Below are 12364 nucleotides of genomic sequence, written 5' to 3'. Positions count from 1 at the left end.
ATTATGTAGGTCGGCTATGCCGGGGATGATTATAATTTGGTTACGTTAGCGGCTTGTGGTCCACGTGCGCCTTCGACAATGTCGAACTCCACGTCTTGTCCTTCTTCAAGTGTTTTGAAGCCTTCTGTTTGAATTGCGGAAAAATGTACAAATACGTCGCCGCCGTCAGACGTTTCAATGAAACCATAACCTTTTTCTGCGTTAAACCATTTTACTTTACCTTGCATGCACTAACATTCCCTTCGTCATCAAATGAAGTGAAGCTCTCGCCCACATTTCCGACTATACCACCCAAAGTTATCCATTGTCAATTGGAATTGATAATGTTTTCATTCATAGTTATTCCAATTTTACAAAGCAATCTATTTCTATAGATTGAAATGGTATATTAGGCAAAAGAGTTTACTATACAAGTATAGTAAACTCTTTGTGGATGTTTGAAACTTCTAGGGGGAAAAACATTGAAAATTTTTGTTATTTCTTATTTACTTAATTATAGTATACTACCGTTGGCTGGGGCTCAATTCCTTTTGCATAGTAGTAATTCAAGTTACTTACAAAATCAATTACTTTCTTTGTATCGAGATCATACACAAGAATGTCTGGATCTCCAGCCATATCAATAAAATCCAGGCGTCTCGGCGTAGTTCTGCCACTGGTGTCAACAAAAGAGGAACTGTGATACGGTGGATTGCCAGAACTATATGCAGATTCAAAATAGGTAAAAAGCGTATCTGCATTTAGAACAATCAGAACAGCATTATCAGAGCTTGCATAATTTGAGGTATACTTCACAGGCGTAGTGATACTTTTAACCCGAACATCTGATACATTATGACTCCTTGAAGAATAACTGCCACCACTGGAAAAGTTGAATTCTCTTGACCATTCCAAATTCGGGTTTGCCACTGTTGTATTGGCAATTTGGGTCCCATTCACCTTAATATCTCCATTTGGATACTCAATGACCGTATATAACAAATTGTTAGAGTAGGATGTTAGCTTGGCCGTCTTACCATTAATCGGTGTATCCGCTGGCGAGGCCGCATTCATGTGGATACTATAGCTTTCACCTACCGTTCCTGTGGAGGTAACACGAAGTCCCCAGTCCCCTGCTTTTAAGTCTGTAGCAAACTTCAATTCAGAGGCCTTTCCTCCAAAACCCGTCAAACTTGCTGTTCCCGTGCTCCAATCAATCGAGTACAAGTCAAATCTATAATTGGGATTACTGGATTTGATCTGTGCCAGAATGCTTCTATCCGTAGGCACGTTAAAGAACCAAAAATCTGTTGGATCAACTGTCGTTAAAGAATCAGTGAAACTCATGAGGTCACCGTTCACATTGAAATTAGACATTAATGTAACCCGGTGATTGTTCACTTTAAGAGTATCGCCATATACAGCCTCAGTCGTGCTGGTAGGTTCCAGCGTTTGAGTCGTACTGACCGAAAATGGCGTAGGGCTCCCCTTCTCCGTCGTACTTGATGAACTGCCCTCAACTGAGGCTGGAGCTATTGACATACTGCTTAAAACTAAAATAGCTAATAAAATTCCAGAAAGATATTTTCCCCACTTCATAAACATCATCCCTTCTCAGAATACTTAAAATTATTCATAGATTGAAAATAATCCCTATGGATGATGTACTAATTCTATAACATACTTAATTATCCTTTAAACAAACAGAAAATAGACGCGCCAAAAAAACATATAGAAAAAATATATTTTAAACCGTTTGTAAAGACTCTCTGCGAACCAAATTACTAACAGAAAAGACGACCCCTTATTCTATTTAGGGGTCGTCTTCTTATACTTATTTTTACTTTCTCTCACAAAAGTTAATTTCAAGGAGATTCTTTAGTAAGTCGATGCCTAGACGAGCTGAAAGTAGATAAGATTTAATCTTCTTTCATAGCAACGATCTGCATTTGACCTAAATATTCCGATCCTCCAGAAATTTTTAGAATTTTAAATTTATGCATTCTCATAAGTATTCTTAAGGAGATATGATCATATAAAATAACATGTAATGGCGGATCCAGATGTCGCCAGTTGCTTCCAGAATGATAGCTCGCTGTCGAACTAACATTAGGTGTATTGGCAATAAATAGTCCTCCCGTTTTTAGTATACGATTTATATTCTCCATAAAATGATGCGGATTAGGGATATGTTCCAATACATCAAAAGCTGTTACAACATCGAACGAATCATTATCAAATAAATGCTCGTCCAATGAACCCGTTATAACGTTCAATCCATGTTTTTGTCTCCCTATTTGGGCTGCTTTTTCTGATATCTCCACTCCTTTTACATCCCAATAACGAAGTTGAGCCTCTAATACAAAATTACCTGTTGAACATCCCAAATCAAGTAACTTACCTCTAGGATACTTAGTCTGATCTACATATGTCTCTACCAAATCCATTCTAGCTTCTAATACAGCTAATAGGCCTGGAGTAATTTGTTCCAAATCTGTAGACCAACCCATTTTAGTTCGATGCTCGTTAGAATAGTAGACATTGTTATAAAACCAGTCTAAATAGCCCTCTGTCGGTTGAGGATTCATAAACACTGTGCAGCATTCAGCACAGCGGTGCAGATTTGTCTCAAACCCATCATGACCTTGAATAGAATATAACTGAGAGAAATTAGACCCACTACAAACAGGACATTGTTTCATTAGTTCCTTACTTTTATCTGCTTTGTAAGAATTGAGTTCTTTTTCTCTCGCATAATTTAATTTTGAAGCAGTTACGATCTCGATTACTTCCATAGCCCTTTGCTTATAGGTATGTTTTGTAATAACATGCTCATAAAGTTCTTCCACAAGCTCTATCCTTTCCTTGGGATGAGTTAAGAAGTAATCACCTTTAATAACAAGCTCTTCAAGACTACCAAACGAGATTTCGTTCCATACATTAGGGAATATGAGCTTCATATCATCTTTATAGTCACTCAGAACAAAGGATTTAGATGCAAAAACGTCAAAAATTCTGTTATTGACTGAAGTCTCAAGCTGTATAGAAGAGATATTAAGATTTACCGCATAACTTTGATATAAAGAACTAAGCTCACTATAAGGTACTGACGGATGAAGAATAAGATGGTCACTTGCTATTTCTTTTGATCCATACACATGAATGTCAATTCCACTAATACTATTCAAAACATGCTGACGTAAAACAGCACTTCCACGGGTATGAATCGGCATATAAATATTTCTCCAAAATGCATATGGATGTTTTTCATATAGATATCGAATCGGTTCAAATTCTTTTAATAAAAATGCTTCCCTGCATAGATCATAAGTAGGGATATTTATATGTTTTACTTTTTCATTAATTATAAAATTAACGAACCTTTGTTCCAGATTTTCTTCTAAAACATTTTGGTCAACTTTGGCTATGTTACCAACGAACGCGATTTCGCCTTCTTTAGCCTTAATTTGAGGATTAGGGTAAAACTTTAGCGGGTTAGTAGCAAGTATTATTGGATGTACATTCTTAATATTTCGTTCAGTGAGCAACTGTAAGCAATACTTATCCCATACAAAATGGTAATAATACGAAGCATGTTCTTGAAATTCTACTTCTAACCCTTCATCTATTGAGAAAAAAGGATTATCATAATGCAAAGAAACAAGGGGAATCCCCATTTGGCGCAAAAGAAATTGTTTTCCATCTTGAAAGATTCCAACACTGCCATATGCAACAGCTATATCAGGCTTAAAATCCTTTATATTTTGAATTTCTGAAAGCCCGAATCCCTCTTCTAATCTAACATACAGTATTTCATGCCCCAATTGTTCAAATGCAACAGCATAATCGTCGGTAACATGAGGAGCAATAACACCGTTTCTCCTGAAAAGTACAATTTTCATGTCTTCTGTCTCCCATCTGTATTGCCTGGATAACGTTATCAAAAAAATATCTTTAAGCCCTACTACTGATTATTTTTAATATCTGTTCAATGACAAACTTTTGATTTTCGACAGTCATATTCGTATCCGACGGTAAGCAAATTCCATTCAAAAACAATTCTTTACTCACATCTTTTTCTACATCATGTTTAAAGTAATCTGCCTCTGTAAACAAAGGCTGTATATGCAGCGGTTTCCATACCGGACGCGATTCAATGTTAAACTTTTCTAGTTCATCAATAATCTCAGTAACGGTTGTCTTAATTTTTTTGGAATCGATCAACAGTGTAGTTAACCATCGAGTTGATTCTCCAAATGTTGCCTCTGGCATAAACTCTATACCATCTACAACAGATAAAGCATCATAGTAGTTTTTAAATATTTCTCTCTTTTGAGAAATCCTTTTATCCAAAACCTGTAGCTGCCCACGCCCAATTCCTGCTAAAACGTTACTCAAACGATAGTTATATCCGATCTGACTATGCTGATAATGCTTGGCACGGTCTCTAGCTTGCGTGGCATAAAACCTTGCTTTCTCTAACAGAATTAGATCTTCTGAAACCAGCATACCTCCACCAGACGTTGTAAGGATCTTATTACCGTTAAAAGAGAATATCCCAAACTTACCTATTACCCCACTCATTTGCTTACCATATGTAGCTCCTAGCGACTCTGCAGCATCCTCTATGATAGGCACTTCATATTCATCACATAACCTCTTCAAGCGATCATAATCAGCGCTTTGCCCATATAGATTAACCACAACGACAGCTTTAGGCTTCTTTCCTTTATCCGCATATTTCTTAAGTGCGCACTCTAATGCCTCTGGAGACATATTCCAACTGTCGGGTTCAGAATCAATGAAAACGGGAATAGCCCCTTGATATAGAATAGGATTGGCACTTGCAACAAAGGTGAGTGAGGAGCAAAAAACGATATCATCTTTTTGAACATTCAGCAAAATCAATGCTAAGTGAATAGCTGCTGTACCGGAGCTTAGTGCAACGGCTCCTTTGCTGCCTACGTAACTTGCCACTTCCGATTCGAAGAGATCAACATTTTTACCCAAAGGTGCAATCCAATTCGTTTCAAAGGCATCTGCGATATATTGTTGTTCAAGCCCGCCCATATGCGGTGAAGATAAATAAATTCTATCTCGATTGGACATTTTGTTTCATCCCTTATCCTTATAGGTTTTTTATTACTTTGGCCGGACAACCCACAACTGTAACTTTTTCTGGCAAATCGCGGATGACACAGGAAGCAGCACCAACGATGGTATCACACCCTACACGAACACCAGGTATAAGACTTGCACCTATTCCGATATGAGCACAGCGTCCGATCTGAACTCCGCCTGCCATATGTACACCTGGGGAAATGTGTGCGAAGTCTTCTATTCGACAATCGTGATCTATAGTAGCTGCTGTATTAACAATGACGTGCTCGCCAACATACGCATCAGCGTTAATTACAGCATTAGGCATGACAACCGTCCCTGCCCCAATGAATGCGCTGGGTGCGACTACAGCACTTGGGTGAACAGCAGTACCAAATTGGACTGAAGCAGCTTTTAATTGACTTACAATCTTCCTTCTGGTTGTATTATCTCCGATTGCCACAACGAACAGCGCCTCTGGATACAGAGATAATAGTTGAGCAATCTGATTACGGCCCCCCAAGATCGGCAATCCGTTCCATGCTTCTTCTTTACAATGGTCATCCAGAATACCAATGATTTCTTCACCACAGGACCGTAAAATATCCACAATAACCTTGGCATGTCCTCCTGCTCCAAAAACAATATAGCTCAAGGCCGATCCTCCTTAATAGGTAATTGTCTTTTGAATAAGCTGCTCTGACTTGGATATTCGGTTCAATATATCTACGATGCGAGAGCTTGTGTTATCTCTACTGTAAATATTGTCGGCTGCTTTAACAATTTGTTGGAAAGGCTCAGACATTGCGTACTCCATTGCAGAAGTCAATTCGAGCTCGTCAGCTGCAATATCTATTGTGTTCACAGAACGTTCTCTGCCTGTCTGGCGAGTTCCGATATTAATGACTGGAACATGAAAGGAGGCAGCCTCAATAATCCCCGATGAAGAATTTCCAATTAATATTTTTGCGTTTTTCAACATCGTCAGATAATCAAGTTGCTCAAAACTAGTTACAAGGTGCATCCCTTTTCTTGCAGCAAAACGATTATACACATCAACGATCGCATCAGCTCCAGCATCCGAATTGGGCATCACACAAATTACCTCATTCTCCCCAGCCAAGAGAACTTCCATCATCTTACCAAGGATGTGCATATCCGCTTCTTCCGTGGTGACAGGATGATAAGCAAACAGCACATAATCGTTATCTATATTTAGATCGTATTTACGTTTCGTCCTCTCTAGCTCGGGCAGGGAAGTGTTCATCATCGTTTCAATTCTCGGAGCACCGACTACATGAATTCTCCAAGGTTCTTCGCCAAGCCTAATTAGGCGCTCTCTGCTTCCATTTGTAGCCACAAAGTGGACGTGGGCCAACTTACTAATCGCATGCCGAACAGACTCATCAATCGTGCCGGATACTTCTCCACCATGCAAATGAACAAGCGGAATGTTCATGTGAGAAGATACAATCGCAGCTGCAAGCATTTCTCCCCGATCTCCTAATACAACAACGAAATCTGGTTCCAAAGCTTCTACGGCTTGTGTCATGCCCATGATTGCTATTCCAATAGAGCGAGACATATTAGCATGAGTAGATCCTTGCAGCAGACAGTCTACCTTAGCAGATACACGAAATCCGTCCTTTTGGATAGCGTCCAATGTATACCCATGCTGTGGAGATAAATGCATGCCTGTAACCAACAGGTGGAGCTCCAGAGCATGTTCTTCCTCAAGAGCCCGCAAAACCGGGTAATATATCCCATAATCAGCTCGTGTTCCGGTAATCACCAATACTTTTTTCATTGCACATCATCCCATGATAACAAATAGTCTTCATGTACATCCTTTAAAAGCTGCTTACCAACCAAGTCATCAAAATATTTAGGCTCTATTCCAGTGCCCGGACGCTTGATAACTAGATCTTCTCGAGTTAATTGCTGGCCTGTTTTTTTAGGTGTAGCCATCACAACACTTTTTCTTGCAACGGCTCTGGTGCTTTCCTCGGAAGGCATACATCTTTTAACACCATCCCCTAAAGCCTGCTCCACATTTCGAATCGCAAGAACCATCTTTGAAAAGTCAGCAGGCTCCAGTGAAGCCTTATGGTCAGGACCTGGAAGATTTCGATCCAATGTAAAATGCTTTTCAATAATTCTCGCTCCCAGTGCTGAAGCCGCTATAGCGATCTCAATTCCAGCCGTATGATCTGAGTAACCTGTGACCTTATTAAAGGCTGTAGATATTGTCTTCATAGCTAGCAGATTCACATCTTCTAAAGGCGCCGGATAGTCAGAAGTACAGTGTAGTAATAGTACTTCACTTTTTTTAAATGCTTGTAACGATTCTCCAATTTCGTCTAAATTAGACATCCCGGTCGATAGAATAATCGGACGCCCATAGCTATCAAGCTTCTGAAGAAAGGGGATATTGTTCATATCTCCTGATCCAACCTTGAATGCGTCAATATAAATTGAATTCAGAAACTCAGCACTTTCTTCATCAAAGGGCGTGGAAAGGAAATCTATCCCTTTATCCTCACAGTACCTTTTCAATAGAACAAAATCCTCAAAGCTCAATTCCAGCTGTTTTAGCATATCTAGTTGGCTTTCAGCTGAATTGGTATTTTCCGTCTGGTAATTAGCCTTCTGGGCATACTTGGTTACCAGCTTTTCGCTTTTAAAGGTTTGGAATTTCACCGCATCGGCACCGCATAAAATCGCTTGATCAATACATTCGAATGCAAGCTCCAATGATCCATTATGATTGACTCCTACCTCCGCGATAATATAGATAGGGTGGTTTTCATTATTTGATAAAAGGTTTTGCATGTTATATTCCTCCCTCCTACTGCAAGGACTCCTTGTGATTAGATTGTCTCCAAAAAAGCTCTGCCATTTTTAAATCAAACTCGTCATCTATGTCAATAGATCGTTCTTTAGGCATAATGTAGCCACAATTATTAGGCCCAACCAGAGTGTCACCATTCATCAACAGATCTCTTTTCACGATATAGATGGCTCCATTTAAAGCATGTAGTTCTTTGAGATCTTGTCTCCTCAAATGCTCCCTTTCACCTTTCAGGTAGGGCGTAAGCCGTCCGTTATCCATTTCCCTTAGTAAATAGGGTCGCACTCCAGACAAAGTGACACTTTGAAGTGAATCAGCCTGATGATCTAAAAATATTTTATATGCCTCTTTGATGTCCATAGCATTTCGCAGTGGAGATGTGGGCTGTAGCAGCATAATAACATCAAAAAATTGATTTTGCGTCTGCTCATAAAATTCAACTGCATGCTTCAATACATCAATGCTTTTGGCCTCATCGGTAGCCAGTTCATCGGGCCTTATAAACGGAACAGCCGCTCCGGCTTGGCCCGACACACGAGCAATCTCTTTACAATCCGTTGAAACTACAACTTCGTCCACACAACCACTATTTAGTGCAGCTTCAATGCTATATTGAATGAGCGGTTTATCATGTAACAATCTTATGTTTTTACCGGGTAAACCTTTTGATCCACCCCGCGCAGGAATAATCGCCAAACATTGGTGATAGCTCATCATACAATACCTTTTGTGAAGCCTAATCCGTTCTGTTCAATAAGCTCCCGAATGGCTTTCGGGAAAATCTGTGGTGCAGTCATCGAAGAATATTCTTGACGAATTGCCCTTTGAAAACCTTCATATTCTTGCTCTGCGGTATGAAATAACGAAGGAATGATATACATCTGTCCATTCTCCAACGCTCTTTCAGATTCCTCAAGCGTCATGAGTTCCTCATATAGCTTCTCACCCGGCCGGATTCCAGTCTCAATAATTTCTCCACGATAGGGTTTACCAACCGCCTCTTCATATGAATCAACCAAGCATTGGGCCAAATCCGTAATTTTGAGAATCGGCATTTTCAGTACAAATACTTCTCCACCTTGCGAATAATGCGCCGCATCTATGACCAATTGAGCGGCTTGAGGAATAGACATCATAAACCGAGTCATCTCTGCATGTGTGACCGTCACTGGTTTCCCTTTAGCAATCTGATCACGGAATAATGGAATAACAGAGCCCCTGGATCCCATAACATTTCCAAAGCGGACACAAGAGAAAATGGTACGTTTGCTCCCTTTATACAAGTTGGCGGCAGAAATTAAACGTTCTGATAGCAGCTTCGTGGCCCCCATCGTATTCGTTGGGTTTACCACTTTATCTGTGCTGATGGCTACTACTTTTTCTACATTATGCTCAATAGCCGTCTCTATCAGATTTTGTACGCCAATAACATTCGTTTTCACTGCTTCCATAGGGTTATACTCGCATGCTGGCACATGTTTGAGAGCAGCAGCATGAAAGATATAATCCACATCCTCCATAGCATAACTCAGTCTTTGCTTGTCCCTGATATCACCGATCAGATAACGGATATTCGTATATTCTTTTAATTCCTGCTGTAGATCAAACTGCTTGCTCTCATCCCTACTAAAAATCCGTAAGGCTTTAGGGTTATACGATAAAATATTACGTACAATCTCGCTTCCAATTGAACCTGTGCCGCCTGTAACCAGTACGATCTTGTTGGTAAACATAATGACCTCCGGAGTGTAAAACGAATAATTTATATATCTTTACGGATCACTGCATCGCTATCTGTTTTTTTATCTAAACGGTGAATCGATTCCGAAAACATTTCTTGGAGTATTGGGATTTGTGCTGTGATATCCTGTAGCAGCTTACCTAGATGCTCATAGATTAGATCAGACTTACGAGTCAACTGATGTTCTGTCACAATCACAGGGAGCACCTGATCAAAGCGCGCAATTTCGATAGGCATAATGGACTCGAAAATTGGCGAGAACCATTCCCTGTTGGCAATCAATCCCCACATTTGCTCTATGGATTCCACCATATTTTGAGCCTTTGCTGGTTTAGTCCTGCTAAACTCGCGTAGCTTATTCATAAGCTTCTGAATGGCTGCAATCTCAGAACGTACATTGGAAAGATCTCCGAGTGTCGCTATCAGCTTATCTCTGACATCCAGCACCTTATTCATATCAACAGCAATATTTATTTTGTTTATCAAATCGGCAATTGCATCATGATCAACAGATTCTTGTGCTAACAATTTATACATCTCTTCCATGGGCTTGAAAGGAGCCCCCTCAATCACTGCACCATTGCGGCTTGAATTGACGAATTCGATTCTTGGAAGTGCCATAATGAGATTTTCGAGTCCATTCTTCATCAAAGAGAAACTCTCGTCTGTAGTGTTGTATGTTCCCTTTACATTCAGTACTTTCTTAGGCGCTTCTTGCACTGTCTTATCAGTAGCTTCGGCTGCAAAATGTTCAATTCCATCTGCGTAAAATTTGTTATCAGGGAACGACAAATCCTGACCTGCAAGTATGATCCGTTTAGCCCCTAAACATGCTGCTGCTTGAATAGCCGTTCCTGCAACCGTTTCTGTGGGGGATATAAATAGTTCCTCTTTACTGAGCCCAAAGAAATACTGAGATACAGCATCACTTTTCATAATACTATGAATTTTCTCTGCGCAGTTCTGATCAGAGATTTCATAATAAGATGAGGAGGTAAACAATAAAGGCTGCTCCCTTGTTACAGAAGAAGCGAAGATTTTCTTATTGACAGGATGCCCATCCATAATGACAGCAAGGTGAGGCTGTATTCCATGCTTTACTAAAGCCTGAATGCTGGAGCCTGCTGAAATAATCAGTACATGAGGACGTAATTTTTTCAGCCATTCGATATCTTCTTGTAAAGATGGACCTGATGATACAACAACTACTGTTGCACCCTCAAAAGCATAAAAAAGTCGCTCAATGGAAGGAGTGTATAACACATCAGAAAGGTGATATAGATAATTCCGAGTCCATTCTTCTCGAAAACGATTCTCTGTATGTTTATCTACCAGGAAGCTCTGACGATATTCCTGAAATTGTTCCTTTACTTCACGCAATAAATTCATATCATCTGATAGATACTTGCGCAGTGCGATAAACCCCAAATCTTCCAGCATATAACTACTTAACATGTGAAACATCATATTGAGCTGAGACTCACCAACAGATAGCCAGTACAAATTAGGATGCCCCAGTAAAAGCCTAAGGTCATAGTCCGTTACTGCCTTCCGAAAGAGCTGCTCATCCGGCTCGTATACAAACAACCAGTGATTTGGGTACAATTCGAGGAGATCAACAATGCTAAGACCTCTTTCAAAACCATATACAAAAATAACTTTCCCGTTTCCAATAGCCCCTTCAACAGCATTTAGCCAAGCGATATCCCTTTCAAAGGACTCAGTAAACAAAGGTATAGATAAGTCATCATTCGGCAAGCTATTGATTTTGGTTGCAACATGAGGAAACCTCTGCTTTAGAATTGTATGGTTTATTTGTAGTTGAGACAAGGTAATACCACCGTTTCGCATTAATATTTGTTAATTAGTATATCGGATTTACTCTTAATGGAATGAACCTTTTCACAAAAATCCCCCCATTCTAAATCGAATAGGGGGTACGCTCCATAAAGCATTTTTTATTTGCGATGATCAATAAACAAACTGTCTACAGAATAAGCTTGCTGGTATGCATGCTGCTGCATACGAATGGCTCCGCGTTTCTCCATCCAGTGACCAGCCTCATCCTTTAGTACATGCATACGCTGCAAAATTACAGAATCGTTACTTAGTATGTCACGAATTTTCTGCTTATCATGTTCCGTTAACGATAATTGATAGGACTGCATCTGTTCTACAATGCGCTGCCTTTGATCTGCAAAGTGTTCAAACTCTTCCTCACTTATATTCAGAAGGTTAGATAACACTGCTTCTGTCCTATGTTGCAGCTCTTCAAGGAGTACTTGCATATTAGGATCTTCCATCACACACTACCAACTACACCAGGCATTTTCGCGGCTTCCAACCAAGCTTCCCGTAGGTCAGTCAAATGTTCCAGCACCTCTTGTGCCGGAGCGGCTATTTTGTGAACATTCGCCTCAATCAGCTCATGCAGCATATATTCATACAATCGCAATAAATCATGGGATATTGGATACTCAAAATTCAACGCAGATATCAACTCGTGTACAATCGCTTGTGCTTTACACAAATTATTATTTGCCTTCTCATTATCCTTATTCTCTATCCCCTCAATTCCCGCACGAAGGAAACGAATAGCCCCATCGTACAACATAATTAGCAGTTTAGGCTTGGAAGCAGTTTGCGCTTGAGTCTGCCGGTATTTCTGATAGGGTGTATTGATCAATTGTAAA

The 12364-nt window shown here is 39.9% G+C and carries 12 protein-coding genes; all 12 read right to left on the bottom strand.

From position 1 onward, the window contains the following. Positions 1-29 precede the first annotated feature (29 nt). Positions 30-227, bottom strand: coding sequence for a cold shock domain-containing protein (locus MHB46_RS17015; RefSeq protein ID WP_013312263.1), 198 nt, complete (start codon positions 225-227; stop codon positions 30-32). A gap of 262 nt (positions 228-489) precedes the next feature. Next, positions 490-1578, bottom strand: coding sequence for a hypothetical protein (locus MHB46_RS17010; protein WP_341162941.1), 1089 nt, complete (start codon positions 1576-1578; stop codon positions 490-492). Positions 1579-1898: 320 nt separating this feature from the next. Then, positions 1899-3881: a methyltransferase domain-containing protein gene (locus tag MHB46_RS17005; protein ID WP_341162940.1), complete on the bottom strand. Its 1983-nt coding sequence runs from the start codon at positions 3879-3881 to the stop codon at positions 1899-1901. Between the two features lie 52 nt (positions 3882-3933). Beyond that, positions 3934-5088: an aminotransferase class I/II-fold pyridoxal phosphate-dependent enzyme gene (locus tag MHB46_RS17000; RefSeq protein WP_341162939.1), complete on the bottom strand. Its 1155-nt coding sequence runs from the start codon at positions 5086-5088 to the stop codon at positions 3934-3936. Positions 5089-5107: 19 nt separating this feature from the next. Further along, positions 5108-5734 carry an acetyltransferase gene (locus MHB46_RS16995; RefSeq protein ID WP_341162938.1) on the bottom strand — a complete coding sequence of 209 codons (627 nt, stop codon included), beginning with the start codon at positions 5732-5734 and terminating at the stop codon, positions 5108-5110. A 12-nt stretch (positions 5735-5746) separates the two neighbouring features. After that, entirely contained in the window at positions 5747-6886 is a 1140-nt protein-coding gene (neuC, locus tag MHB46_RS16990; protein WP_341162937.1) for a UDP-N-acetylglucosamine 2-epimerase, read from the bottom strand. Further along, positions 6883-7911, bottom strand: a complete 1029-nt coding sequence (neuB, locus tag MHB46_RS16985; protein WP_341162936.1) for an N-acetylneuraminate synthase — start codon at positions 7909-7911, stop codon at positions 6883-6885. The genes neuC and neuB overlap by 4 nt, the downstream gene beginning before the upstream one ends. 16 nt (positions 7912-7927) lie before the next feature. Continuing rightward, entirely contained in the window at positions 7928-8647 is a 720-nt protein-coding gene (locus MHB46_RS16980) for an acylneuraminate cytidylyltransferase family protein (RefSeq protein ID WP_341162935.1), read from the bottom strand. Next, positions 8644-9663 (bottom strand): UDP-N-acetylglucosamine 4,6-dehydratase family protein, encoded by a 1020-nt coding sequence (locus MHB46_RS16975; protein ID WP_209940545.1) that lies wholly within the window; start codon positions 9661-9663, stop codon positions 8644-8646. The genes MHB46_RS16980 and MHB46_RS16975 overlap by 4 nt, the downstream gene beginning before the upstream one ends. A gap of 29 nt (positions 9664-9692) precedes the next feature. Continuing rightward, complete coding sequence (locus MHB46_RS16970; RefSeq protein WP_341162934.1) at positions 9693-11501, bottom strand: motility associated factor glycosyltransferase family protein; 1809 nt, start codon at positions 11499-11501, stop codon at positions 9693-9695. Between the two features lie 128 nt (positions 11502-11629). Further along, positions 11630-11959, bottom strand: a complete 330-nt coding sequence (locus tag MHB46_RS16965) for a hypothetical protein (RefSeq protein WP_341162933.1) — start codon at positions 11957-11959, stop codon at positions 11630-11632. A gap of 14 nt (positions 11960-11973) precedes the next feature. Continuing rightward, positions 11974-12357 (bottom strand): flagellar export chaperone FliS, encoded by a 384-nt coding sequence (gene fliS / locus MHB46_RS16960; RefSeq protein WP_339201040.1) that lies wholly within the window; start codon positions 12355-12357, stop codon positions 11974-11976. Positions 12358-12364: the final 7 nt, after the last annotated feature.

The organism is Paenibacillus sp. FSL H7-0703 (assembly GCF_038003485.1).
In the GTDB taxonomy this organism is placed as follows: Bacteria; Bacillota; Bacilli; order Paenibacillales; family Paenibacillaceae; genus Paenibacillus; species Paenibacillus polymyxa_B.
Note: the sequence above shows the minus strand (reverse complement) of the source record. Positions and strands in the feature narration are given on the sequence as shown.

Excerpts from the sequence above, each read along its gene's own strand:
- MHB46_RS17015 (WP_013312263.1), bottom strand. The coding sequence starts at position 227 with ATGCAAGGTAAAGTAAAATGGTTTAACGCAGAAAAAGGTTATGGTTTC.
- MHB46_RS17010 (WP_341162941.1), bottom strand. The coding sequence starts at position 1,578 with ATGAAGTGGGGAAAATATCTTTCTGGAATTTTATTAGCTATTTTAGTT.
- MHB46_RS17005 (WP_341162940.1), bottom strand. The coding sequence starts at position 3,881 with ATGAAAATTGTACTTTTCAGGAGAAACGGTGTTATTGCTCCTCATGTT.
- MHB46_RS17000 (WP_341162939.1), bottom strand. The coding sequence starts at position 5,088 with ATGTCCAATCGAGATAGAATTTATTTATCTTCACCGCATATGGGCGGG.
- neuC (WP_341162937.1), bottom strand. The coding sequence starts at position 6,886 with ATGAAAAAAGTATTGGTGATTACCGGAACACGAGCTGATTATGGGATA.
- neuB (WP_341162936.1), bottom strand. The coding sequence starts at position 7,911 with ATGCAAAACCTTTTATCAAATAATGAAAACCACCCTATCTATATTATC.
- MHB46_RS16980 (WP_341162935.1), bottom strand. The coding sequence starts at position 8,647 with ATGATGAGCTATCACCAATGTTTGGCGATTATTCCTGCGCGGGGTGGA.
- MHB46_RS16975 (WP_209940545.1), bottom strand. The coding sequence starts at position 9,663 with ATGTTTACCAACAAGATCGTACTGGTTACAGGCGGCACAGGTTCAATT.
- MHB46_RS16965 (WP_341162933.1), bottom strand. The coding sequence starts at position 11,959 with ATGCAAGTACTCCTTGAAGAGCTGCAACATAGGACAGAAGCAGTGTTA.